The following is a 24370-nucleotide window of genomic DNA, read 5'->3' as shown; positions in this document are numbered from 1 at the left end:
GGACTCCCGTCTTCCGTCGGCTTTGGGGAAGGTCGGCCGCGGGACCCCCTCGCGGAGGAAGTCCCGTAACCGCCGATCGGTTCGATCGTTTGTCGCTGCGTCCACCTGAGGCGGATTGGTCGAGCGAATGAACAATCCGTGACCCCAGCCACACGGACAGGTTGCCCCACAACGGTGATCAATGCAACTTGCAACCCGAATTTTCCACCGCAGGTATGAGTCACAGATTGTTGTGCCGAGTCGCCTTGCGCGGCTTTACGATGTTGCGCTGATCTATACGTAAGTCATCTACGTAGGTCCCGCGGCGCGGAGGTACGACAGACGTGGCAAGTCGACGAGGCAGCCCGACCCTCCGGCGCCGGCAGCTGGGCATGGAGCTGCGGCGGCTGCGCGAGGCCGCCCACGTCACGATCGACCACGTCGCCGAGCGGCTCGAGTGCTCCGGATCGAAGATCTCACGGATCGAGACCGGGCAGACGGGCGTCACGCCGCGCGATGTGCGCGACATGCTCGATATCTACGGGGTCGACCCGGAATATGCCGATCAATTGCTGAAGATCGCGCGCGAGGCGCGGCAGAAGGGCTGGTGGCAGCTGTACGGCGATGTGCTCACCAGCGCCTACGTCGGGCTCGAGGCCGCCGCCGACCACATCCGCTCCTACGAGGCGCTCGTCGTACCCGGCCTGTTGCAGACCGAGGAGTACGCCCAGGCCATGATCCACGCCGCCCGTCCCGACATCGGCGCCACAGATGTCGACAAACGAGTGCGTGTCCGAATGGGCAGACAGTCGTTACTCACTCAGGATGACCCGATCGATCTCTGGGTGGTGCTGGACGAAGCGGTCCTGCGGCGCCCGGTCGGCGGAAGGGCGGTCATGCGTCGCCAGCTCGAACATCTGAGCTTGGCGGCGAGTTGGCCGAACGTGACCCTCCAGGTCCTGCCCTTCTCCGCCGGATCCCACGCGGGGATGGACGGGGCGTTCACGATGTTGCTGTACGACGAGTCTGCCGGGCAGAACTTCGTATTCGCGTCGAATGCGGCCGGCGGCCTCTTTCTCGAGAAGGACGACGAGCTTCAGCGCTACGGATTCATCTTTGACTACTTGCGCGCCAATGCACTCCGTCCGGACGAGTCAGTGTCGATGTTCGTCAAGCTGACAAAGGAGCTGTAGTGGAGACCGAGGCCAAGGGCTTCAGCGTGAACCTCGAGGGTGCCGCGTGGCGCAAGAGCACTCGCAGCGGTCCGTACTCGGACAACTGCGTCGAGGTCGCGTTCGTCGGCGGGGCAGTGGCGCTCCGCGACTCTAAGGACAAGACCGGACCGGTGCTGCTGTTCACGCCGGAGGAGTGGCTGGCCTTCGTCGGCGGTACCAAGGACGGCGAGTTCGACCTGGCGTGACGACACGCCCGACGTAACCGGCCGGCCCGTGTCCGCGGCGTTTTCGCCCGCGGGCCGGGCCGGTCGTTTTTTGTGACGGTCGCCGGCGGCCCGCAGCATCCTGGAACTCATCTACTCCCAGGAGTCGCGGCAGCTGAAGTAGCGCGAGCGCGCACCTTGCCCGTCTATCGACAGGTCGATCCGCACCCTGTAGAAAGCAGGGAGGACTCGACCTGGGGAGGTCGGACGGGCTCCGGGTGCGCCGACCGCGTGGCCGGGGCCCGTCATGAGTGGCCCTTGCACCTCACGTGCTCCCCGTGCAACCGATGTTCGACCCAGGGCGCGGCCGGCGCCCACATGACGGCAAAGACGCCTCAAGACCGCGAGTACGCGGCCGATGCAGCATGGTGGGCAAGATCAGTAGTATCGGCCGAATGTCCGATTGGTCGCGCCCCTTTCGGCCGAGGGCCGTGTCGCAAAGTTGATGGTCGATCTTGAAATGTCCGCTTAGCTTGGGTCGAAGTTCCCGGTGACGTAACGGGCAGCAAGGAGGATTGACGTGACCGATCTGATCTTCGCGTGTGTCAGCGGCTTCGGCCTGCTGGCCCTCAGCGTCGGGGCCTTCGGTGTGCTGGACGCGTATCACAAGCGCGGTGTCGGCGAGAAGCGAGTCGACTGGCTGATCGGTCTGTACGTAGTCGGCGTCGTCGCGAACATCGTGGCCTACGTGATGCTCGACCGTTGGTACATCGCCGCTCCGCTCGCGCTCATGCTCTGGCCGGCCGAGCGCGCCTTCGACAAGCGCGGCACCTTCAAGCGCCGCACCGCCAAGGTCGACGCGATCACGGGTCGCTAATTCCCACACTGCGGGATTGTCCGCTTGGTGTGACAAATCCCCAATTTGCGGACCGGGCGCCCCACGCGGGCGCCCGTCGGCGTGAGCGGCCGCTCAGACCGCGAACGTCTTCAGCGGCTCCGTCGCCGGGGCCGGGGGCGCCGCCCGCCACAGCCGGGCCTTCTGGGCGCCCAGGCGGGCCAGGTAGTTGGGGTTGAGCAGGATGTACCGCCGCCAGAGCCGCTTCGGCTCGAGCCCGAGCCGCCAGAGCCACTCGAGGGCATAGCGCTGCATCCAGGCAGGCGGGTTCTTGAGGCCGCCCGCGTGGTAGTCGAACGCCGCCCCCACGGCCAGCATCGGCGCGTCGACCAGGTGCTTCATCGCGTAGACGAAGACCTCCTGGCGCGGGCAGCCGAGGCCCACCATAACGACCCGCGCGCCCGAGGCCTTGATCCGGGCCGCGATCTCCTCCGGCTCGCCTTCGGCGGCGGGGCGGAACTTCGAGGGCTCCATCCCGGCGATCTTCAGGGCCGGGAAGCGCTCGTGCAGCTTGGCGGCCAGGCGCTCCAGGGTCTCCTGGGTCGAGCCGTAGAGGTACACCGGCAGGCCCTCCTCGGCGCTCGCGGCGAGCACCTTGAGGGTCAGGTCCGGGCCGTAGACGCGGTCGGCGAGCTGGGCGTGGTGGAGCAGGTTGAGCGCCCACCGCACCGGCTGCCCGTCCGGCGTCACGAGGTCGAAGGAGTTCAGCCGGGCCCCGTGCGCCTTGTCCTGCACGCCGGTCATGACCCCGTGCACGGCGAGGGCGGTGACGGCCAGCGGACGCCCGTCCCGGGCCGCGCTCATCACCTTGTCGACGGCGCTGTCGTAGTCGACCGCGCTGACCTCGACGCCGAGGACGTTCTGCTTGCCCTGATCGATCACGGCTCAGGCTTCCGGCGTCCACTTGCCGACGTTGGCCTCGTAGATCTCCTGACAGATCATGGGCACGTCGTAGACCTGCTTCCAGTCCGGGTAGTCCAGCTGGAACCGCTCGTTGGACCCGATCCACCAGATGTGGTCGCCGACCCGGTTGGCCTCGTGGTACTCGGTGGTCATCTCGTTGCCGGTGATCGACTGGGCCAGCGCGAACGCCTCGAGCATCGAGGTGTTGGAGTGCCGGCCGCCGCCGAGGTTGTACACCGCGGCCGAGCGCGGGTTGCGGAAGAACGCCTCGAACGCGCTGGTCACGTCGTGGCTGTGGATGGCGTCGCGGACCTGCTTGCCCTTGTAGCCGAACATCCGGTACGTCCGGCGCTCCATGTTGCACCGCATGACGTAGGCCAGGAAGCCGTGCAGCTCGGTGGCGGAGTGCGCCGGACCGGTAAGCGTGCCGCCCCGGAAGCAGGCGGTCTTCATGTCGAAGTAGCGGCCGTACTCCTGCACCATGACGTCCGCGGCGACCTTGGAGGCGCCGAAGACCGAGTGCAGGCAGGCGTCGATCGACATGTCCTCCTTGATGCCGCCCTCGTACTCGTGCCCGGCCTGGATCTCCCAGCGGGTCTCGAGCTCGTCGTAGGGCAGGGAGTTGGGCCGGTCGCCGTAGACCTTGTTGGTCGAGCAGTGGATGAACGGCGCCTCGATGCAGTGCTCGCGGACGTTCTGCAGCAGGTTGAGGGTGCCGCCGGCGTTGACGTCGAAGTCGGTGAAGGGGTCGCGGACCGCCCAGTCGTGCGACGGCTGGGCCGCCGTGTGGATGACGACGGCGATGTCCTTGCCGTACCGCTGGAAAATGGAGGCGAGCGCGTCGCGGTCCCGGATGTCCACGTCGTGGTGGGTGTAGGCCTCGCCGAGATCACTCGTTAGGCGGACCACGTTCCACGCGGTGGAGGCCTCGGCGCCGAAGAAGCGCTTGCGCATGTCGTTGTCGATGCCGACAACGTCCAGCCCCAGCGAGGCGAAGTGGCGCACGGCTTCAGATCCGATGAGTCCGGCCGACCCGGTGACTAGTGCAACGCTCACGAGACGGCAGCATACCCGTGGCCCGGCCAGCGCCCTCCACCCCGCAAACCAACCGCAGAAGCAGAGACACGAGTCATGAACCCGACGGACCCGAGAAACCCGAGAAACCCGAGGACCTGAGACCCGAGGACCTGAGACCCGAGGACCAGACCCGAGGACTTGAGACCCGAGGACCTGAGACCCGAGGACCTGAGACCCGAGGACCTGAGAACCTGAGACCCCAGCCCCGGGATCCGGGGGTTTGGGTGGGCGGAGCCCCCCAATGGGGAGCGATGCGGAGCGAGCGCGAGGAATGCCGCCACGAAACGGCGAAAGCGGCTCCAGCCGGTGAGCAGGAGCCGCCTATCGTGGTGGGGAAGGGGGGAGTTGAACCCCCACGCCCTTTCGGGCACACGGACCTGAACCGTGCGCGTCTGCCATTCCGCCACTTCCCCAGTGGCTTGCGCGTCAGAGCATAACTTAAGCCCCACTCGGCAGAATCACCGGGTAGGCACTAGGCTTCCCTGGGCGCCACGGAAGAGTAGCACGGGCCAACCGGTCAGCTTGCATACGGGCGTGCGACGTCCGGATACCATCATGACCTCGGAACCCGAGGAGGAACCGGTGAGTGTGCTGCAGCGCTTCGAGAAGCGCCTAGAGGGCCTGGTCGAGGGGGCCTTCGCCAAGGTCTTCAAGGGGGTCGTCCACCCCGTGGAGATCCTCAACGCCATGCAACGTGAGGCGGAAGCCCACAAGGCGATTCTGGCCGGCGGGCGCACGCTCGTGCCGAATCGCTACGTGATCGACCTGTCGCCCTATGACCACAGCCGGCTGGCGCCCTATGCCGCCGCGCTCGCGCAGGAGCTCGCCCAGTCGCAGGCCGAGTTCATCGGCGAGCAGGGCTGGACGGTCTACGGCGACGTCATCGTCGAGATCGAGCGGGGCGACGGGCTCGACACGGGCATGTTCCGGGTGACCGCCGAGGTCTACACCGGTGCCGACGTCGCGCCGCCGCCGACCCCGGACCCTTACGGCGGGTACAACCAGCAGCAGGCGGCCGGGGGCTACGGGCCGCCGCCCGGGGGGCCCGGTGGGCCGGCCCGCAATGTTCGACTGGTGTCCGGCGACGGGCGAAGCTACCCTCTGTCGATCGGTTCGACCGTGATCGGCCGGGGCGACCAGGCCAACATGCGGCTCCCCGACGTTGGGATCTCGCGTCGCCACGCGCGGCTCGACTTCGACGGGGCTCAGGTCGTGCTGACCGATCTCGGCTCCACGAACGGCACGATGGTCAACGGTCAGCGCGTCTCTGCCGTCGCGTTGAACCCGGGTGACATGATCCAGCTCGGCACGACCACGCTGACCTACCGCGTGGATGGATGACCGTACTTCACGTAGGCGGATCTGAATGAGCGCGTCGTAGATGGAATTCGTCATCACGGTCGCCCGGTACGGGCTGCTCGTGCTGCTGTGGATCTTTGTGTTCACGGTAGTGGGAGTGATCCGCCGGGACCTGTTCGCGGGCTCGCGTTCGAGCCGGATCGTCGCCGCACCCCGGGGGGTTGGTGCGGTGGCGGCTCCCGGCCGTCCGGCGAAGGTGAAACGGGGCAAGACCGCCAACCAGCTATTCGTGACCGCCGGCGCGCTGGCGGGCACCCGCATCACCCTCGGGGAGGCCCCGATCACGATCGGGCGCGCCGAGGACTCGACGCTGGTGATCACGGATGACTACGCCTCGTCCAAGCACGCCCGTCTCGTGCCGCGCGCCGGCCAGTGGTACCTCGAGGACCTGGGCTCCACCAACGGGACCTACCTCGACAAGACCAAGGTCAGCGCGCCTACCCCCGTCCCCCTCGGCGTGCCGATTCGCATCGGGCGCACTTCTCTCGAGTTACGGCCATGACCCTCACCTTGCGCTATGCGGCCCGCAGCGACCGCGGTCTGATTCGGAGCGGCAACCAGGACTCCGTCTACGCCGGACCGCGGCTACTCGCCGTGGCCGACGGCATGGGCGGCATGGCCGCCGGTGACGTCGCCAGCAACATCGTCATCGCCACCATGGCGCCACTCGACGAGGATGTGCCGGGCAACGCCATGATCGACACCCTTCGGGGCGCCGTCGATCTGGCGAACCAGCAGATCCGAGACGCGGTCGAGGAGAACCCGGCCATGGAGGGCATGGGTACGACCCTGACCGCCATGCTGTTCTCCGGCTCCAAGATGGGCATGGTGCACATCGGCGACTCTCGCGCGTACCTCGTGCGCGACGGGGAGTTCGCCCAGGTCACCAAGGACGACACCTACGTCCAGATGCTCGTCGACGAGGGCCGCATCAGTCTGGAAGAGGCCAACAGCCACCCGCAGCGCTCCCTGCTGACCCGGGCGCTGGACGGCCGCGACGCGGATCCCGAGTACTCCGTCCGCCAAGTCAAGCCCGGCGACCGCTACCTGCTCTGCAGCGACGGCCTGTCGGGCGTGGTGAGCGCGGAGACCATCGAGTCCACGCTGCGCGAGTACGTCGACCCGAACCAGTGCGCCGGCCGGCTCATCGAGCTGGCGCTGCGCGGCGGCGGGCCCGACAACATCACCGTGATCATCGCCGACGTCACCGACGAGGACATCGTCGAGGCCCGGCCGATCGTGGGTGGCGCGGCGGCCCAGGACCGGGGCATGGCGACCTCGGCCGACCAGTCCATGTCCTCGGCCCGGGGTGCCGCGCTGGCCGCGCCGCGCCCGCCGGTGCCCGAGGACGAGGTCGACCAGCGCGGCGCCGGCGCGGGCAACCGCGAGGACGGCGAGCAGCGCTCCCGCCGCCACCCGGTGCGCACCGCGATCCTCCTCGTGGTGCTGCTCGGCCTGCTGGGCGGTGGGCTCTGGTACGGCTGGAGCGTCACGCAGTCGCAGTACTACGTCGGCGCCACAGACGCCGGCCGGGTCGCGATCTTCAAGGGTGTCCCGGGCAAGATCGCCTGGCTCAAGCTCTCCGAGGTCTACATGGAGAGCCCGACGCTGACCCTCGACGACCTGACCCCGGCCGCGCAGGGCACCGTCAGGCAGGGCATCCAGGTCGACACCCTCGCGCAGGCGCAGGACAAGCTGTCGCAGCTCGAGGACCCGACCAACCCCTCGCGCAAGCAGGCCTGCCCGACGGCGCAACCTTCCGACTCCAGCTCGGCGTCTCTTTCCGTGTCGGCCACGACAGCGAATCCGAGCGGCGGCGTGTCCGTGCCCGGCGGCGACCCGGCCATCCCGCCGTCGTCGACCACCGACCCGTCCACCATGCCGACCCCGGCCCCCGGCGCCAGTTGCTGACGTGCTGAGGCGAAAAGGAAGACAGTCGTGACCGCCACCGCCATCCCGGCTCCGTCGCCCATGGGCGGCGGAGCCGGCATCCCGGCGTCCTCCGCCCGCCCGCAGACCCGGCGCAACGTGGAGCTGGGTCTGCTGCTCTTCGTGATCGCCATCCTCGCCATCTACGCGGCGGTCGTCGAGGGCAACGCGATCGGCAAGGTCACCGGCGACTTCTGGGTGCAGACGGCCGTCATCGCGATCATCTTCCTCGCCGCACACGTGGCGGTGCGCTTCCTGGCGCCGTACTCCGACCCGGTGATCCTGCCCGCCGTGGCGCTCATCAACGGGATCGGCGTCGGGTTCCTGCGCCGGCTCGACCTGGCCACCACGAAGGTGGCCGACCGGCCCGACCTCAGCGTCTTCGGCGGCGACGGCTTCCGCCAGCTCGGCTGGACCGCCGCGGCGGTGGTCGGCGCGGTCGCGCTGATGGCGATCGTGCGCGACCACCGCTCGCTGTCGCGCTACGCGTACACCCTCGGCCTGGCCGGCATCGTGCTCGTGCTCATCCCGGCGGTGCTGCCCGCGCGGTACTCGGCCATCCACGGCGCCAAGCTCTGGATCAAGCTGCCGGGCTTCACGATCCAGCCGGGCGAGTTCGCCAAGATCGCGCTGCTGGTCTTCTTCGCCTACTACCTGGTGCGCAAGCGCGAGGTGCTGTCGCTGGCCAGCAAGCGGTTCCTCGGCATCGACTTCCCCCGCGGCCGCGACCTCGGCCCGGTCGTGGTCGTGTGGCTGATGTCGCTGATGGTCCTCATCTTCGAGAAGGACCTCGGCACCTCGCTGATGTACTTCGGCCTGTTCGTCGTGACGCTCTACGTCGCCACCGAGCGGGTCAGCTGGCTGATCATCGGTCTCGGGCTCTTCCTCGGCGGGGCCTTCCTGGCGTACTTCCTGGGCAAGACCGTCGGCGGCCCCTTCCTGAACTTCTCCGAGCGCGCGACCACCTGGCTCGACCCGTTCGCGGACGCGGACAACAAGGGCTACCAGCTGGTCCAGTCGCTACTCGGGCTGGGCACCGGCGGGCTCACCGGCACCGGACCCGGCGCCGGGCAGCCGACCAAGGTGCCCGAGGTCTGGACCGACTTCATCTTCTCCGGCCTCGGCGAGGAGATCGGGCTCTTCGGGCTGACCGCGCTGCTGGTGACGTACCTGCTGCTGGTCGAGCGCGGCCTGCGGGCGGCGATAAACGTGCGCGACTCCTTCGGCAAGCTGTTCGCCGGTGGCCTCGCGTTCACGCTGGGGTTGCAGGTGTTCGTCATCGTGGGTGGCATCAGCCAGCTCATCCCGCTGACCGGGCAGACCACGCCGTTCCTCTCGGCCGGTGGCTCGTCGCTGGTGGCCAACTGGCTGCTGATCGGCCTGCTGTTGCGCATCTCCGACGCGTCGCGCCGGCCCGCCGGGGGCGCGCCCTCGGGTGGGCTCGGCGGCTCGGCGTCCGGCGGGGGCGGCGGCGCGCCGGTCCAGATCAAAGAGATGCCCACGGAGGTCGTGCGATGAACGCCCCGCTGCGCCGGGTCGGGGTCGTGGTCATGGTGCTGTTCGCCATGCTGTTCCTGAACCTGAACTACCGGCAGGTGGTCAAGGCCGACGACTACCGCACGAGCTCGCGCAACGGGCGTGTGCAGGCGACCGAGTACGAGCGGCCGCGCGGCAAGATCGTCGACGCCAAGGGCAACGTGCTCGCGGACGCGCAGTTGACCGGCGACTCGCTGAAGTACCTGCGGACGTATCCGCTCAAGGAGGAGTACGCCTCCGTCCTGGGCTACAAGCCGGTCAACCTGGGCGCCACCAAGCTTGAAAAGCTCAACAACGACTTCCTTATCGGTACCTCGGACAAGCAGGCGGCCGACCGGATCGCCGGCATGTTCACCGGCAAGGAGCCGGCCGGCGGCAACGTGCTGCTGACGCTGTCCAAGGGCACCCAGGACACCGCCTACCAGGCGCTGGGGACGAACAAGCTCGGCATCAAGAAGGGCGCGGCCATCGCGCTCGACCCGGCCACCGGCGCGATCCTCGCCGAGGTCTCGATGCCCAGCTACGACCCCAACCTGCTGAGCACGCACGACATCAACGCGGCCGCGGCGAACTACAAGACGCTCAACGGCGACCCCAACAAGCCGCTGCTCAACCGGGCGACCTCCGAGGTGTACCCGCCCGGCTCGACCTTCAAGATCATCACTTCGGCGGCGGCCATGACGGCCGACTCCTCGCTGACGCCCGACTCGAGCGTGCAGGGCGGCGAGTTCTACCAGCCGCCGGAGACCTCGTCGTTCCGCATCAAGAACTCCCACGAAGGCATCTGCCCCGACAGCATCACGGTGAAGCAGGCGCTGACCGTCTCGTGCAACACCGTCTTCGCCCGCATGGGGGTCGAGCGGGTGGGCGCCGACAAGCTCAAGGCGATGGCCCAGGCCTTCGGCTTCGAGCAGGAGCCCCGCCTGATCGAGGACCAGGACCGCAACTACTGCGGCATCGTGGCCAGCCACACCGGCCCCATGACCGCCGGCACCGACAACCGCGTCGACCCTCCCGCCGTCGCTCAGTCGAGCATCGGACAGCGCGAGGTGAAGATGTCTCCGCTGCAAGGCGCCATGATTGCGGCGACGGTTGCCAACAACGGCAAGCAGATGCGGCCCTACATTGTCGACCGTCTGCAGAACTCCGACCTGTCGATCGCCGACCACACCGAACCCAAGGAGCTGCGCACGCCGATCAGCGGCAGCGTGGCGCAAGAGCTGCAGACCATGATGTTCAGCGTCGTGACGTCGAACGACGGCACCGGCCGCAGCGCTCGCATCTCGGGTTTGGACGTGGGTGGTAAGACCGGTACGGCGGAGAACGGCGAGGAGTCGGAGGACCACGGCTGGTTCATCGGCTTCGCGCTCAAGGACGGCAAGCCGATCATCTCGGTCGCGGTCTTCCTCGAGAACGCTGGCAAGGGCGGCAGCGGCGAGGCGGCTCGGATTGCCGGCCTGATCATGAAGGCATACGCGGACGAAAAGGGCATTCGATAATGAGGTGCGCGACATGTTGAGCGCCGGCACCACCCTCGGCGGTCGCTACCGCCTGGACGAGCGCATCGCCGGCGGCGGTATGGGTGACGTGTGGCGTGGCACCGACGAGGTGCTCGGCCGCACGGTGGCCATCAAGGTGCTGCTGTCCGCGCTGATGGAGGAGCCCGGCTTCGCCGAGCGCTTCCGCGGCGAGGCCCGCACCATGGCCACCATCAACCACCCGGGCGTCGTGGACATCTACGACTACGGCAGCGAGAACGGCACCGCCTTCCTGATCATGGAGTACGTGGAGGGCGACGCGCTCTCCCGCACCCTCTCCCGGGTCGGCCGGCTTACCCCGGCGCGCGCCATGGCGCTCATCGCCCAGGCCGCCGACGCGCTGCACGCCGCGCACGAGAAGGGCATCGTCCACCGCGACGTCAAGCCCGGCAACCTGCTCGTGCGCCCCAACGGCACGCTGGTGCTCACCGACTTCGGCATCGCCCGCTCGGCCGCCGTCGCGCAGCTCACCGCGGCCGGCTCGGTGCTCGGCACCGCCTCCTACATCTCGCCCGAGCAGGCCTCGGGCTCCCAGGCCACCCCGCTGTCCGACGTGTACGCGCTCGGCGTCGTGGCCTACCAGTGCCTCTCCGGCGTTCGCCCGTTCGAGGGCGACAACCCGCTCGAGATCGCGATGCGCCACGTCCGCGACATGCCGCCGCCGCTGCCGGCCGACATCCCGCCGCCGGTGGCCCAGCTCGTCGAGCGGGCCATGGCCAAGGACCCGGCCGCCCGCTGGCCCAGCGCCGCCGCGTTCGCCCAGGCCGCCCGGCGCGTCTCCGGCCAGTTCTCCGGCGGCACGGCCACCGGCCCCGCGGTCCCGCCGATGGGCGCCCCGATGGGCCCGCCCGGCTCGCCGATGGGCCGCAACCCCGTCTCCGGCGGCCCGGTCTCCGCGTCGCCCGTCTCGCCCGGCTACGGCAACCAGCCGATGTCCGGCTCGCCGATGTCCGGCCCGCCCACCTCGGGCGGCGGCGGCACCCGGATCATGCCCGGCGCCGTGCCGGGCGCGGCCGCCGGTGCGGCCGCGGGTCTCGGCGGCCACCAGGCGCGCGGCGCGGCCGGCGTGCCCCCGCCGCCGTCCAACGACACCGCGACCTACCTCGGCTCGACCGGTGGCTACCAGCCCCCGCCGCCCCGGAACACGTCCGGTGGCAGCGGCCGCAACAACAACATGATCCTGATCGGCGTGGCCGCGGTCGTGCTGCTGGTGCTCGTCGGCATCGGCGGCATCTACCTGGCCACCAAGGGCGACGACAAGCCCAGCAACCCGGTCGGCGGCACCGGCACGTCGGCCGCCCCGACCCAGGCGGCCACCTCCGCCAAGGCGACGGGCAAGCCGATCGACGTGGCGTGCAGGCCGATCGGCACCGGCGACATCGTCAAGCGTGAACTCGAGCGGAAGGGCATGAAGGTCACCCTCGTGCCCCAGGCGACCAAGGGCGCGTTCCCGAACGCGGTCACCAAGGTGGAGCCGTGCGGTCCCAACATCCCGCAGGGCACCACGATCACGCTGACGGTCAACCAGGGCACGATCGACGAGGAGCCCACGGCGACGGGCAACCCGACCGGCAACCCCGGCGCGACGCAGTCCAACGGCGGTCCGAAGGCGAGCGTGACCTGCGAGCCGCCGAAGATCGTGATCAACGGCGCCTGCGTCGGAGGATGACCGGAGTTAAGGTTTCACCACCTCGAATGTGCCCCGGTCGCAAGACGTGGCAAGGTAGATAGTCGATGACTGAAGGACGACACGACATGACCGCCCAGCCACGCCTCCTCGGCGGCCGTTACCAGGTCGGGGAGTTGCTCGGCTATGGCGGTATGGCCGAGGTCCACCGGGGTCGTGACCTGCGCCTCGGCCGCGACGTCGCGATCAAGACCCTGCGGACCGACCTGGCCCGCGACGCCACGTTCCAGCTGCGGTTCCGCCGGGAGGCGCAGAACGCCGCCTCGCTGAACCACCCGGCGATCGTCGCTGTCTACGACACCGGCGAGGAGCGCGGGCCGGCCGGCGAGGAACTTCCGTACATCGTCATGGAGTTCGTCAACGGCCGCACCCTCAAGGAGGTGCTGGCGGCCGAGGGCCGGCTGATGCCACGCCGGGCGCTGGAGATCACGGCGGACATCTGCGCCGCCCTGGAGTTCAGCCACCGGCACGGCATCATCCACCGCGACATCAAGCCGGGCAACGTGATGCTCACGCAGACCGGCCAGGTCAAGGTGATGGACTTCGGCATCGCGCGGGCCCTGGCCAGCGGGGCCACGACGATGACGCAGACCTCGGCGGTGATCGGCACCGCGCAGTACCTCTCCCCGGAGCAGGCCCGCGGCGAGCCGGTCGACGCCCGCAGCGACGTCTACGCGAGCGGCTGCGTGCTGTTCGAGCTGCTCTGCGGCCATCCGCCGTTCGTCGGGGACAACCCGGTGTCGGTGGCCTACCAGCACGTGCGGGAGGACCCGCGGCCGCCGAGTTCCAGCAACCGCGACGTGACGCCCGACATCGACGCGGTCGTGCTCAAGGCGCTGGCCAAGAACCCGCTCAACCGCTACCAGTCGGCCGGCGAGATGCGCGCGGACGTCATGCGCGCCGCGGCCGGCCGCCCGGTCTCGGCGCCCCCGGTGATGACCGAGGACGAGATGGCCGCGGTCATGGCCCAGCAGCAGACCGCGCAGTACCGGCCGCCGCCGGCCTCGCGCCAGCCGGCCCGGGCCAACCAGCGGCAGAAGCGCAAGAGCTCCACCGGCGTCGTGGTGGCGCTGACGGTGCTCGGCCTGCTCGCGGTGGCCGCGCTGTCGATCGGGCTCTACCTGGCCAACCAGGAGCCGCCGGTGCGGGTGCCGCAGATCACCGGGCGCAACGAGGGCGAGGCGGCCGAGGTGCTGCGCCAGTCCGGCCTGACCGGCGACCCGCGTGCCGGCTCGACCGAGAACTGCCAGACCGGGGTCGTGACCGTGCAGAACCCGACGCCCGGCGCCGAGGTCAAGCACGGCTCGCAGGTCGACTACGAGGTCTGTGGCGCGCCGGCCCTGGTCACCGTGCCGCCGCTGACCCACCTGAGCAAGAACGAGGCCATGCAGCGGCTGCAGAACCTCAAGCTGCTGGTGCAGGTGCAGGAGCGCGACGGCATCGAGCCCAAGGACGAGGTCCAGAACTCCGATCCGGCGGCCAGCACCCAGGTCAAGGTCGGCTCGACGGTCACCATCTACGTCTCGAAGTTCAACCAGGCGACCATGCCCAACGTGCTGGACAAGAGCCCGGGCGAGGCCCAGGGCCTGCTCCAGGCCAACGGCTTCACCAACGTCACCACGCAGAACGTGACGGTCACCGACGACTCGAAGGTCGGGCTCGTGGTCGGCGCGACGCAGACCATCGGCAAGGTCTACCTCAAGACCGAGAAGATCGTCCTGCGGGTCGGCCAGGCCGACAACACGCCGTCCGTACCGGCGTCGGCCAACCCGAGCAAGAGCGCCGGCGGCTGACCCTGACGGTCCGTGCCCTGTGGATAACTCGGCAGTTATCCACAGGGTTGTGCACAACCCCTAGGCGAAAGCGGCGACCCGGCGGGCCTCGACCTCGGCGACGAGCTCCGGGGCACGCTCGAGCGCGTCCGGCCGCCCGCAGGTCGCCAGCCAGTTGGCGAGCATCTGGTGGCCGCCCTGGGTCAGCACCGACTCGGGGTGGAACTGCACGCCCTCGATCGCCAGCTCGCGGTGGCGCATCGCCATCACGACGCCCGACTCCGTGCGCCCGGTCACCTCGATCTCCGGCGGGAGCGTCTCCTCGAGAACGGCGAGGGAGTGGTACCGCGTGGCGATGAACGGGTTCGGCAGTCCGGCGAGCACGCCCTGCCCGGTGTGCTCGACGAGCGAGGTCTTGCCGTGCAGCAGCTCCGGTGCGCGCGTGACGGTGGCCCCGAAGGCCGCGCCGAAGGCCTGGTGGCCCAGGCACACGCCGAAGATGGGCAGCTTCCCGGCCAGCTCCTGGATGACCGCCATGCAGATGCCGGCGCGCTCCGGGGTGCCCGGCCCGGGGGAGAGCAGCACCCCGGCCGGGTTCGCCGCGGCCACCTCGGCGACGGTGATCTCGTCGTTGCGGCGGACCTCGCACTCGACGCCCAGCTGGCCCAGGTACTGGACCAGGTTGAAGACGAACGAGTCGTAGTTGTCGATGACCAGGACGCGCACGTTGTTCCTAACTGGGGAGGACCACCTGGGGGGCCGGGCTGGTGCCGCCCGTCTTCGCCGACGGGGCCACGGACGCGGCCGGGCTCTCGATCGTGATGTCCGCGCCCGGGTCGTTGGTCTCGACCTGCACGTCGTCGAACGGCAGGATCGGCTCGACCGCGGGGAAGACCTGATACCAGAGCAGCGCCGCGACGCCGAGGGCGAGCACGCCGGAGACGAGCGCCTTGAGCTGCCACTGCTTGAAGGGGATGTGGCGCCAGAGCCAGGAGTACACGCGCTCAGCCCTTCAGCTCGGCGGGATCGCCGTCGGCGGCGGGCTGGGTGCGGGCGAGCTCGGCGTGCACCACGAGGCGCTGGTAGTTGTTGAACTTCGGGTTGCACGTGGTCATCGTCAGCAGCGCCTTGGTCGGCACCTCGCCGGGCTTGTCGGGCACGGGCGCCACCACCTGCACGGCGGTGGGCAGGACGATCTCGTGGCCGGTGACGTTGTAGACGTACCAGGTGTCGGCGGTCTTGACCAGCACGGGATCGCCGGGCTTGAGCTGGTCGAGGTCCCACCAGATGGCCGGCGTGCGGTGCCCGGCCATGGAGAAGTTGCCGATCTGCCCCGGCAGGGCCGTGTCCGGGTAGTGCCCGGGCGCGTAGCGGATGTCGGCCGGGGTCACGCCCTGCACGACTGCCCACTTCTTCTTCAGTCGCGGGATGTGCACGGAGGCGATGACGGCGCCGTTGGCCGGCTTGACCACTTGCGGCGTGGCTCCGGTGCTGGGCCCGACGGTGGGCTGCTGGGCCCACTGCTGCTCGAGCTGGCGGTTGAGGTCGTTCTGGTGGGCGTCGACGATCGCGGACTTGCCCCAGACCTCGTAGCCGGCGAACAGCAGCACGACGAGGCCGAAGGTGATAAGCACCTCGCCCGTGCCGCGGCTGATGGCGCGGACCACCGAGCCGAACGTGGTCCTGGTGTATTCGGAGTACACGCTCCGGTACCCTTCCTCGGTGCGGACCGGGCGCAATGGAACCACCACGGCGCCCTTCGGCGCCGGCGGTGCGGCCGGCTGGTCCTCGTCCTCGGGGGTGGGAGTCGGTGGAAGTTTCTCGGCCTCGGCGGCGGAGGGACCGGCCGTCGAGGTGTCGCTGAGTTTCGGAATATAGGCGGTTTCGGCGGCGTCCGAGGTGATTTTGGGGATTATCGCGGTCGCGTCCGCCTCCGGAGCCGCCGGAATCCGCGGAATCACGGCCGTGGCGTCCGGCTCCGGAGCGGGAGGCGGCGGCGTCGGAGCCGGTGGTAGGCGCGGAATCACCGTCGTGGCGATGTCGTCCTGGTCGAGCGCGCGGTGGCGGGGGCGGTGCGGGTCCACGGCCGCGGCTCCGGTCAGGACCCGGCCTGCGCGGCGCGCAGTGCCGTCGAGCCGTCGTACGCCCTGGCCTGCACGTCGGCCTCCACCTTCACCTGATAGCCGAGCCCGAAGGAATTGGCGGCCTCACTGAACAACCGGACCCCCTCGGAGGCGTCGAGCGCGCGCTGCATGGCTGCCTGGTCGCCAATGGCGGCGACCTCGAACGGCGGGGAGTAGACCTGCCCGTCGAGCAGCAGCGTGTTTCCCACGCAGCGTACCGCGCTCGTCGAGATCACCCGGACGCCCATCAGCGTCATCGCCTCCGCCCCGCCGGCCCACAGGGCATTCACCACGGCCTGCACGTCCTGCTGGTGAACGACGAGGTCATCGGGGGTGGCGCCGGCGGGACGGGTGCCGTCGGCGCGGCGCGGGGCGTCGTTGAGCGTGACCCGCAGGCCGGGCCCGTGCACGGCGGTCAGCCCGGCCGCCGCCTGCTCGGCGGCGCCGCGCCGGCGCTGCTCGTCGACCTGTCCGTCGGCGCCCGCCTGGCCCTGCTGCTGCCTGTCGATCTCGGCGCGCAGCCGGGCGGCCCGGGACCGGGCGTCCGCGATTTCTTTTTTCCGCTCGGTGATGAGGTTCGTCAATTCCGGCCGCCGGTCGTCGCGCAGGTCGGTGCCGTGGGCGGTCGCGGCGCTCAGCGAGAACAGCGTCCCGGCCACCAGCAGCACCACCGGCGTCAGCACTGACCAGGCGAAACCCTGTTTCTGAGGGCGGCGCGGAAGCATAGCGCGACCGAGCCGCCGCAGGGCGTGGGTCCACGAAGAGCCGCCCGATGTGTACTCCACCACGACCCCTCCCCGCATGCGCGTGCCGACTTGACTACGCTAGACGGAGAACATTATTCAGGCCGACGCTGGCGGAGGTGGCGGCGTCACGTGGATAGTGTTGGCCAGACGACCCCTCCAGGAGAGCGCCGTGCCGAAGTCGACAGTTCGTAAGAAGAAGGTCTACACCGCCCCGGCGGAGCTCCGACCGCAGGAGACTGTGTCCGCGAGGCGCCGGCCGAGCCCGGTGTGGGTGCCCGCGCTCGCCGTCGCGTTCGTGGTCATCGGCATCGCGTGGCTGGTGTCGTACTACCTGACGCAGGGGTTCTTCGACGTCAACTGGCTCTCGACGCTGGCGGACCTGAAGTACTGGAACCTGGCCATCGGCTTCGGCTTCCTCGTTGCGTCGCTCGCGGTCTTCTCCAGGTGGCGTTGATCAACTGACCGTCGCCCCCTCGTGCTGCGACAAACTTCACGTTACTCATGGGTAACAAGAGGGACTAAGGTCCTTCTGGAGATGTTCCAGCCCGGACCGTGGGAGGCTTCGGCATGGGTGCAGTGCAGATCGTGACGACCTGTGTCGCCGCGGCGATCACCATCGTCGCGGCGGTCCTGGTCGTGCGGACCGTCCGGCGCATGCTCGCGGTCATCCGGTTGGGCCAGCCCGACCCGACCCGCGGGGACAACAAGGGCCTGCGGCTTCGCACCATGCTCGCCGAGACGCTCGGCCACACGCGCATGCTGCGCTGGACCGTCGTCGGCGCCGCGCACTGGTTCGTCATGATCGCGTTCCTGGCGCTCTCGCTGCTGGTGGTCGAGGCCTACTTCGAGGTCGTCAAGCCGGGCCTGGGCCTGCCGCTGATCGGCGCCTGGAACGTCTATGGCCTGGTCACCGAGTGGATCGGCGTCTTCGGCTTCATCGGCATTCTCGTGCTGATGGGCATCCGGCTGCGCAACCTTCCGCGCAACCCCAACCGGCGGTCGCGCTTCACCGGTTCGACCATGTGGCAGGCGTACTACGTCGAGTACACCATCCTCGGCGTTCTGATCTGTGGCTTCTTCATCCGGGGCTTCAAGGCCGCCAACGACGAGCTCGAGTGGCCGACCTGGGCCGCGCCCGTCAGCCACGCGCTCGGCTCGATCCTGCCCGCCTGGCCGGCCGCGGTAAGCATCGTGGCCATGCTGAAGATCATCATCTCGATGGCCTGGGTCATCGTGATCGCCAGCAACGTGACAATGGGCGTGGCCTGGCACCGCTTCCTGGCCTTCTTCAACATCTTCTTCAAGCGCACCCCGGGCCGGAAGGGCTCCGGCCTCGGCGCCCTGCGCCCGATGACCAGCCAGGGCAAGCCGCTGGACTTCGAGGAGGCCGACCCCGAGAAGGACCAGTTCGGCGTCGCGACCGTCGAGCAGTTCAGCTGGAAGGGCATGCTCGACTTCACCACCTGCACGGAGTGCGGGCGGTGCCAGTCGCAGTGCCCGGCCTGGAACACCGGCAAGCCGCTCTCGCCGAAGCTGCTGATCCTCAACCTGCGCGACCACGCCTACGCCAAGGCGCCGTACCTGCTCGCCGGCGAGGACCACTCGCACGTGAACGCGCTCGCGCTGGCGGAGCAGGCGCGGCCGCTCATCGGCACCGCCGAGGAGAACGGCATCATCGACCCCGACGTGCTGTGGTCGTGCACCACGTGCGGCGCGTGCGTCGAGCAGTGCCCGGTCGACATCGAGCACGTCGACCACATCGTCGACATGCGCCGGTACCAGGTGCTCATCGAGTCGAACTTCCCGACCGAGGCCGGCGTCATGTTGCGCAACCTCGAGAACAAGGGCAACCCCTGGGGCGCGGCCCAGTCCACCCGCGACGACTGGACCAAGGGGCTGGACTTCGAGGTCCCCAACGTCGCCGAGATCGACGAGGGCGACTTCGAGTACCTCTTCTGGGTCGGCTGCGCCGGCGCATTCGAGGACCGGGCCAAGAAGACCACGCGCGCCGTGGCGACCCTGCTGCACGAGGCCGGCGTCAAGTTCGCCATCCTCGGCCAGGGCGAGACCTGCACCGGCGACCCGGCCCGCCGCATCGGCAACGAGTTCGTCTTCCAGATGCTCGCCCAGCAGAACGTCGAGACCCTCAACGAGGCCGGCGTGAAGAAGATCGTGGCGACCTGCCCGCACTGCTTCAACACGCTGTCGAACGAGTACGGCCAGCTCGGCGGGCACTACGACGTCATTCACCACACGCAGCTGCTCGCCCAGCTCGTCGCGGCCGGCAAGCTGACCCCGGTCCAGCCGCTCGACGGCGCCGTCACCTACCACGACCCCTGCTACCTGGGCCGGCACAACCGCGTCTTTGCCCCGCCGCGCGAGGTGCTCGGCGCCGTCGCGGGGCCGGCGGACGACAACAAGGGCCTGGTCGAGATGGACCGGTTCGCGGAGCGCTCGTTCTGCTGCGGCGCCGGCGGCGCGCGCATGTGGATGGAGGAGCGGATCGGCAAGCGGATCAACGTGGAGCGGGTCGAGGAGGCGCTGTCGACCGGCGCCAAGACGGTCGCGGTGGCGTGCCCGTTCTGCCTCACGATGCTCGGCGACGGCGTCACCGGCAAGAAGGCCGCGGGGGCCGCGCCGGAGGAGGTCGAGGTCGTCGACGTGGCGTCCGTGCTGCTCCGGGCGGTGCAGAAGTAGGGGTTCGGCGCCCTGCGTCAACGCTCCAGCGCCTTGGTGCGCACATAGTCGAGACGGGCCCGCTTCGCCCTCGCGCCGGCGTTGCCCACCGCGAGCGCTGTACACGCGCCGATCAACGCCGCACCCATCAAAGTTCCCCTCGATGCTTGCTATGACCCCCGCTGGCACCGGCATCGGCGCTGTTCAACACGGCGCAAAGCCCTCGAAAGAGGGAAGGTGATCTACGTATCTCGATCTTCGGGTGGCTCGTTCGACACGGACCCGTGGGCAGCTTCAGCACGGCTTGGGTTCACGTGGAACAATCGGATCACACCTGAAGGGACCATCGCGCGAGCGTGTTGACCACACTATTGCCCCTGCTCGCGTTCGTGCTGCTCACCGCCGCGAACGCAGCCTTCGTCGCCGCCGAGTTCTCGCTCGTCACCGTCGACCGCGCGGAGATCGAGCAGCGTGCCAACGCCGGGGACCGCAAGGCCCGCACCGTCCGTCAGGCCCTGCGCGAACTGTCGTTCCAGCTCTCCGGCGCCCAGCTCGGCATCACTCTCGCGGGTCTGCTCACCGGCTACCTGGCCGAGCCCGCCCTCTCGCGCCTCTTCGAGCCCGCCCTCCACCCGATCTTCGGCTCGGTGACCGACACCGCCGCGCACGTCTGCGGCCTGATCGTGGCCACCCTGCTCTCGATGCTCTTCGGCGAGCTCGTCCCCAAGAACGCCGCCCTGGCCAAGCCGATGCCGCTGGCCCGCGCCACGGCCGGACCGCAGCGCGGCTTCTCCAAGTTCTTCTCGTGGCTGATCACGCTGCTCAACGGCTCCGCCAACTGGATCGTGCGGCGCTTCGGCATCGAACCCCAGGAGGAGCTGGCCAGCGCCCGCTCGCCCGAGGAGCTCGGCCTGCTCGCCGCGATCTCCGCCCGGGCCGGCGCACTGCCGAAAGAGACCGCGGTGCTGCTGCAGCGCACCATTCGCTTCGGCGACAAGCGCGCGGCGGAGGCGATGACCCCGCGGGTCGACGTGGTGTCGCTGCGGGCCGACGCCACCGTGGCCGACCTGCTGGCCACCTCGGTGCAGACCGGCTACAGCCGCTTCCCGATCTACGAGCAGACCCTCGACCAGGTGACCGGGGTCGTCACGGTGACCGACGCGCTCGGCGTGCCGCCCGTGCGCCGCCCGACCACCCGGGTCAGCGCGGTCGCCCGGGAGCCGTTGTTCGTGCCGGAGAGCCTCGACCTCGACGGCGTCCTCGCGGCGCTGCGCCGGGGCAACTCCGACGTGGCGATCGTCGTGGACGAGTACGGCGGCACGGATGGCGTGGTCACCGTCGAGGACCTCGTCGAGGAGCTGGTCGGCGAGATCGCCGACGAGCACGACGTCGAGGACGAGCCGGCCACCGCGCACGGTATGCCCGACCTGACCGCGCCCGGCGCCGAGCGCACCGTGCTGGTCGACGGCGTGCTTCGCGAGGACGAGCTGGCCGAGCTGACCGGGTTCCACGTGCCGCCGGGGCCGTACGAGACGCTCGCCGGCTTCCTGATGGCGCGGCTGGGTCACATCCCGACGGTCGGCGAGACCTGGAACGAGGACGGCTGGGAGTTCACCGTGGTCGAGGTCGACCGCCGCCGCATCGAGCAGGTCCGCGTGGTGCGTCCGGAGGTCCCCGAAGATGATTGAGCTGATCGCCACCATCGTGCTGCTGCTCGGCAACGGCTTCTTCGTCGCGGGCGAGTTCTCCCTGATCGCCTCCCGCCGCACCGTGATCGAGCCGATGGCGGCGACATCGCGGCGGGCCCGCACCGCCATGCGCGCCATGAACGAGATCCCGCTCATGATCGCCGGTGCCCAGCTGGGCGTCACGATCTGCACCCTGGGCCTCGGCGCCATGGCCGAGCCGGCCCTGGCCCACGGCCTGCAGGGCCCCTTCGAGGCCGTGCACCTGCCGGAGAACCTGGTGCACCCGGTGGCGTTCGCCCTGGCCCTGACGGTCGTGGTGTTCGCGCACACGGTGGCCGGCGAGATGGTGCCGAAGAACCTGACCCTGGCCAACCCCGAGCGCGCCGTGCTGTGGCTCGGCCCGCCGATGTACGCCTTCTGCATGGGCACCAAGCCGGTGCTCGTCGCCATGAAGTGGGCGTCGCGCACGATCCTGTCGCTGTGGCGGATCGAGGCGACCGGCTCGGTGAAGACCGTCTTCACCGCCGAGGAGCTGGCCGGCCTGGCCGCGCAGGCGACCACCGAGGGCCTGCTGGCCCCGGAGGAGCACGCCCGCATCACGGGCGCGCTGGCCCTGTCCCACCGCACCGCCCGCGACGCCCTGCGCCCCTGGTCCGAGATCACCACGATCGCCGAGGACGTCTCCCCGGCGTCGCTGGAGGTCCTCGCGACCCGTACGAACCGATCCCGCTTCCCCGTGGTCGAGCGCGCCAGCCGCCGCGTGCTGGGCTTCGTCCACGTCAAGGACGTGCTCGGCTTCGTCGGCCCCCAGCGCCGGGCGCCCATTCCGGCTGACCTGATCCGCCCGCTGGGCATCGTGCCGCCGACCCGTACGCTCGCCGAGCTGCTCCTGGCCATGCGCCGCGAGCGTCAGCACATCGTGCTGGTCAGCGACGGCCGCGTGCCGCTGGGCGTGGTGACCCTGGACGACGTGCTTACCGCGGTCGTCGGCGCGCCGGTCGTCAACGAGCCCCAACCCGCCTGAAATACGGGCAGCGACGCTATTCAAGACCGGCAATAATCCCGTCGTGCACAACCGCATATTGGCCGGCTTCACGACAGTGGTCGTGACGGCCGGCGTCGGCCTGCTGGCCGGCGCCGCTCCCGCCGCCGCGGCGGGTCCGAAGGACATTCTCTATGTGTCGGGCACCGGGTCGACCACGACATCGGTGCTCGACGCGGCGACCGGCAAGGATCTCAACGCGATCCCGACCGGTGGCGGCGACGGCGAGATCGCGTTCGCCCCGCGAACCGGTTACGTGCTGGCCGCCAGCTCCGACCTGGACACGCTGAGCGTGATCGAACCGAGCCGCAGCGCGGTGGTCCGGTCCGTGACCGTCGGGACGGAGCCGCACGGCGTGGCCGTCTCGCCGGACGGCTACCGCGTCTACGTCGCCAACTACGCGGCCAACACCCTCGCGATCCTGGACGGCCTCTCCTACTCGCCCTATCCGCGGCTGGCCGTCGGCGAGCACCCGCAGGGCGTCGCGGTCGCCCCCGACAACCGGCACGTCTACGTCACCACCGCCGGCGGCGTGCAGGTCGTCGAGGCGCCGAAGAACCAGGTCACCGCCACGGTCGCGGCCGGCTCCCGCCCGTGGGGCGTCGCCGTCGCGCCGGACGGCAAGCACGTCTACGTCACCGATCTGAGCGGCGCCACCGTGTCGGTCATCGACACCGCGACGAACACGGTGACCGCGACCGTCCCGGTCGGCGCCGAGCCCTACGACGTGGCGTTCACGCCGGACGGCAAGCGCGCCTACGTCACCAACTCGGGGGCCGGCACCGCGTCGGTCATCGACACGGCGACAAACGCGGTCGTCGCGACGGTGCCGGTCGCCGCTCACCCGAAGGGCGTCGACATCGCGGGCGACGGCAAGCGCGCGTACGTCACCGGCGACTCGGTGACGCCGATCGACACCACCACGAACACCGCGGCCGCGGCCATCCCGCTCGGTCACGCCGCGGTGGGCATCGCCGTCGGGGCGATCACCGCCGACGGTCCCGTGGCCCAGCTCGAGGTCGCCGCCGGCGGCCCGAAGCCGACGGTCTTCGCCGACGGCCAGCGATCGATCGCGGGCCTGGCCCGGATCAGCTCGTACACCTTCGACTTCGGCGACGGTACCGTCGTCACCACGGCGGACTGGGGCTTGACGCACGAGTACGCGCAGCCCGGCGACTACACCGTGACGCTGACGGTCACCGACGCCGCCGGCGCGACGAGCACCTCCACGCGAACGGCCCCCGCCCTGTCGCACCTCCGGTCGGCCGCGCTGCTGTCGCTGTCCAACCTGCGGTTCGTCAGCGCCGAGGACAACGGCAACCAGCCGCTGGTCGCGAACCGACCCGAGGCCGGCCCGTGGGAGGTCTTCGACCTGGTCGACCTCGGCCACGGGGACGTTGGCCTGCAGTCCTACACCAACGCCAAGTACCTGACGGTCGACCCGGGCACGACGCGCCTGCGGGCCGACAGCGCCGTTCCCGACCGCTTCGAGCTCGTCACGGGCGCGAACGGCGCGTTCGGGCTGCGGTACCGCGGCAACGGGATGTTCGTGAGCGGCAACAACGGCACCGGCCCGCTGACGGCGGACCGCCCGGCGCTGGGCCCGTGGGAGCAGTTCGCGACCGCCCATTCCGTGAGCACGTTCATCTTCGGCGTGAACGGTTACGTGACCGCCGAGGCGGCCGGGGCCAAGCCCCTGATCTCCAACCGTGCGCAGGTCGGCTCCTGGGAGACCTTCGACCTGATCGACGCGGGCGACGGCTGGGTCGCGATCCTGGCCCACGCCGACTACCGGTTCGTCACCGCGGAGGCGGGCGGCAACCAGTCGCTGATCGCGAACCGCACCGCGATCGGCGCGTGGGAGAAGTTCCGGCTCGTCCGCAACGACGACGGCACGGGCTCCCTGGCGGCCGGGGTCAACGGGAAGTACGTGACCGCGGAGGCCGGCGGCAAGCAGCCGCTGATCGCGAACCGCACCGCGATCGGCGCGTGGGAGAAGTTCAACATGAGGTTCTGACCTCGCACCGGGCGGCTTCCGAATC

General features: G+C 69.8%; 21 protein-coding genes and 1 tRNA gene. 15 read left to right on the top strand and 7 right to left on the bottom strand.

Translation table 11 applies throughout. The features are described 5' to 3' along the window. Positions 1-323 precede the first annotated feature (323 nt). The 3 genes from AB0B76_RS02375 (at position 324) to AB0B76_RS02365 (ending at position 2234) form a co-directional block, all read left to right on the top strand. Positions 324-1172 (top strand): helix-turn-helix transcriptional regulator, encoded by an 849-nt coding sequence (locus tag AB0B76_RS02375; RefSeq protein WP_360367976.1) that lies wholly within the window; start codon positions 324-326, stop codon positions 1170-1172. Continuing rightward, positions 1172-1399: a DUF397 domain-containing protein gene (locus AB0B76_RS02370; protein ID WP_360367973.1), complete on the top strand. Its 228-nt coding sequence runs from the start codon at positions 1172-1174 to the stop codon at positions 1397-1399. The genes AB0B76_RS02375 and AB0B76_RS02370 overlap by 1 nt, the downstream gene beginning before the upstream one ends. A 538-nt stretch (positions 1400-1937) precedes the next feature. Next, positions 1938-2234, top strand: a complete 297-nt coding sequence (locus tag AB0B76_RS02365; protein WP_360367970.1) for a hypothetical protein — start codon at positions 1938-1940, stop codon at positions 2232-2234. A gap of 93 nt (positions 2235-2327) precedes the next feature. Here the strand turns inward: AB0B76_RS02365 and AB0B76_RS02360 are convergent, their stop codons facing one another. The 3 genes from AB0B76_RS02360 to AB0B76_RS02350 all read right to left on the bottom strand — a co-directional run bounded on the left by AB0B76_RS02360 (position 2328) and on the right by AB0B76_RS02350 (position 4645). After that, complete coding sequence (locus AB0B76_RS02360; protein ID WP_360367967.1) at positions 2328-3134, bottom strand: WecB/TagA/CpsF family glycosyltransferase; 807 nt, start codon at positions 3132-3134, stop codon at positions 2328-2330. Between the two features lie 3 nt (positions 3135-3137). Further along, positions 3138-4211: an NAD-dependent epimerase/dehydratase family protein gene (locus AB0B76_RS02355; protein ID WP_360367964.1), complete on the bottom strand. Its 1074-nt coding sequence runs from the start codon at positions 4209-4211 to the stop codon at positions 3138-3140. 348 nt (positions 4212-4559) lie between these two features. After that, positions 4560-4645 (bottom strand) — tRNA-Leu (locus AB0B76_RS02350). Between the two features lie 142 nt (positions 4646-4787). On the opposite strand from AB0B76_RS02350, the gene AB0B76_RS02345 reads away from it, so the two are divergent. The 7 genes from AB0B76_RS02345 to pknB all read left to right on the top strand — a co-directional run bounded on the left by AB0B76_RS02345 (position 4788) and on the right by pknB (position 14074). After that, complete coding sequence (locus tag AB0B76_RS02345) at positions 4788-5573, top strand: DUF3662 and FHA domain-containing protein (RefSeq protein WP_360367961.1); 786 nt, start codon at positions 4788-4790, stop codon at positions 5571-5573. Positions 5574-5613: 40 nt separating this feature from the next. After that, positions 5614-6093 (top strand): FHA domain-containing protein, encoded by a 480-nt coding sequence (locus tag AB0B76_RS02340; RefSeq protein WP_344616713.1) that lies wholly within the window; start codon positions 5614-5616, stop codon positions 6091-6093. After that, positions 6090-7502 (top strand): PP2C family serine/threonine-protein phosphatase, encoded by a 1413-nt coding sequence (locus AB0B76_RS02335; RefSeq protein ID WP_360367956.1) that lies wholly within the window; start codon positions 6090-6092, stop codon positions 7500-7502. The genes AB0B76_RS02340 and AB0B76_RS02335 overlap by 4 nt, the downstream gene beginning before the upstream one ends. A 60-nt stretch (positions 7503-7562) precedes the next feature. Then, entirely contained in the window at positions 7563-9038 is a 1476-nt protein-coding gene (locus AB0B76_RS02330; protein ID WP_360368715.1) for an FtsW/RodA/SpoVE family cell cycle protein, read from the top strand. Further along, positions 9035-10555 (top strand): penicillin-binding transpeptidase domain-containing protein, encoded by a 1521-nt coding sequence (locus tag AB0B76_RS02325; protein WP_360367954.1) that lies wholly within the window; start codon positions 9035-9037, stop codon positions 10553-10555. The genes AB0B76_RS02330 and AB0B76_RS02325 overlap by 4 nt, the downstream gene beginning before the upstream one ends. Positions 10556-10568: 13 nt before the next feature. Then, the gene (locus tag AB0B76_RS02320) at positions 10569-12263 is read left to right on the top strand and encodes a serine/threonine-protein kinase (protein WP_360368712.1); all 1695 of its coding nucleotides are present in this window, start codon (positions 10569-10571) and stop codon (positions 12261-12263) included. An 86-nt stretch (positions 12264-12349) separates the two neighbouring features. Further along, positions 12350-14074, top strand: coding sequence for a Stk1 family PASTA domain-containing Ser/Thr kinase (gene pknB / locus AB0B76_RS02315; RefSeq protein WP_360368709.1), 1725 nt, complete (start codon positions 12350-12352; stop codon positions 14072-14074). Positions 14075-14134: 60 nt separating this feature from the next. On the opposite strand, the gene AB0B76_RS02310 is transcribed toward pknB, so the two are convergent. Genes AB0B76_RS02310 through AB0B76_RS02295 form a run of 4 tightly spaced genes read right to left on the bottom strand, consistent with a single transcriptional unit; the run spans position 14135 to position 16961 of the window. After that, positions 14135-14779 (bottom strand): aminodeoxychorismate/anthranilate synthase component II, encoded by a 645-nt coding sequence (locus AB0B76_RS02310; protein ID WP_360367951.1) that lies wholly within the window; start codon positions 14777-14779, stop codon positions 14135-14137. Between the two features lie 7 nt (positions 14780-14786). Then, a complete protein-coding gene (locus AB0B76_RS02305) occupies positions 14787-15053 on the bottom strand; it encodes a hypothetical protein (protein ID WP_360367948.1) in 267 nt (88 codons plus the stop codon). Between the two features lie 4 nt (positions 15054-15057). Continuing rightward, the gene (locus tag AB0B76_RS02300; protein ID WP_360367946.1) at positions 15058-16137 is read right to left on the bottom strand and encodes a class E sortase; all 1080 of its coding nucleotides are present in this window, start codon (positions 16135-16137) and stop codon (positions 15058-15060) included. Positions 16138-16151: 14 nt separating this feature from the next. After that, positions 16152-16961, bottom strand: a complete 810-nt coding sequence (locus tag AB0B76_RS02295; protein ID WP_360368706.1) for a DUF881 domain-containing protein — start codon at positions 16959-16961, stop codon at positions 16152-16154. A gap of 130 nt (positions 16962-17091) precedes the next feature. On the opposite strand from AB0B76_RS02295, the gene AB0B76_RS02290 reads away from it, so the two are divergent. The 5 genes from AB0B76_RS02290 (at position 17092) to AB0B76_RS02270 (ending at position 24345) form a co-directional block, all read left to right on the top strand. Next, the gene (locus AB0B76_RS02290) at positions 17092-17376 is read left to right on the top strand and encodes a cell division protein CrgA (protein ID WP_360367943.1); all 285 of its coding nucleotides are present in this window, start codon (positions 17092-17094) and stop codon (positions 17374-17376) included. A 113-nt stretch (positions 17377-17489) separates the two neighbouring features. Continuing rightward, positions 17490-19619 carry a (Fe-S)-binding protein gene (locus tag AB0B76_RS02285; protein ID WP_360367940.1) on the top strand — a complete coding sequence of 710 codons (2130 nt, stop codon included), beginning with the start codon at positions 17490-17492 and terminating at the stop codon, positions 19617-19619. A 338-nt stretch (positions 19620-19957) separates the two neighbouring features. Continuing rightward, on the top strand, positions 19958-21286 hold the full coding sequence (locus tag AB0B76_RS02280) for a hemolysin family protein (protein WP_360368703.1): 1329 nt from the start codon (positions 19958-19960) through the stop codon (positions 21284-21286). Next, positions 21279-22310, top strand: coding sequence for a hemolysin family protein (locus AB0B76_RS02275; protein WP_360367937.1), 1032 nt, complete (start codon positions 21279-21281; stop codon positions 22308-22310). Before AB0B76_RS02280 ends, AB0B76_RS02275 begins: the two co-directional genes overlap by 8 nt. A 43-nt stretch (positions 22311-22353) precedes the next feature. Further along, entirely contained in the window at positions 22354-24345 is a 1992-nt protein-coding gene (locus AB0B76_RS02270; protein WP_360367934.1) for a PKD domain-containing protein, read from the top strand. The last annotated feature ends 25 nt before the right edge of the window (positions 24346-24370 follow it).

The organism is Dactylosporangium sp. NPDC049140 (assembly GCF_040648435.1).
This window is presented reverse-complemented; position numbering and strand designations above follow the sequence as displayed.

Excerpts from the sequence above, each read along its gene's own strand:
- AB0B76_RS02345 (WP_360367961.1), top strand. The coding sequence starts at position 4,788 with ATGACCTCGGAACCCGAGGAGGAACCGGTGAGTGTGCTGCAGCGCTTC.
- AB0B76_RS02340 (WP_344616713.1), top strand. The coding sequence starts at position 5,614 with ATGGAATTCGTCATCACGGTCGCCCGGTACGGGCTGCTCGTGCTGCTG.
- AB0B76_RS02335 (WP_360367956.1), top strand. The coding sequence starts at position 6,090 with ATGACCCTCACCTTGCGCTATGCGGCCCGCAGCGACCGCGGTCTGATT.
- AB0B76_RS02330 (WP_360368715.1), top strand. The coding sequence starts at position 7,563 with ATGGGCGGCGGAGCCGGCATCCCGGCGTCCTCCGCCCGCCCGCAGACC.
- AB0B76_RS02325 (WP_360367954.1), top strand. The coding sequence starts at position 9,035 with ATGAACGCCCCGCTGCGCCGGGTCGGGGTCGTGGTCATGGTGCTGTTC.
- AB0B76_RS02320 (WP_360368712.1), top strand. The coding sequence starts at position 10,569 with ATGTTGAGCGCCGGCACCACCCTCGGCGGTCGCTACCGCCTGGACGAG.
- pknB (WP_360368709.1), top strand. The coding sequence starts at position 12,350 with ATGACCGCCCAGCCACGCCTCCTCGGCGGCCGTTACCAGGTCGGGGAG.
- AB0B76_RS02285 (WP_360367940.1), top strand. The coding sequence starts at position 17,490 with ATGGGTGCAGTGCAGATCGTGACGACCTGTGTCGCCGCGGCGATCACC.
- AB0B76_RS02275 (WP_360367937.1), top strand. The coding sequence starts at position 21,279 with ATGATTGAGCTGATCGCCACCATCGTGCTGCTGCTCGGCAACGGCTTC.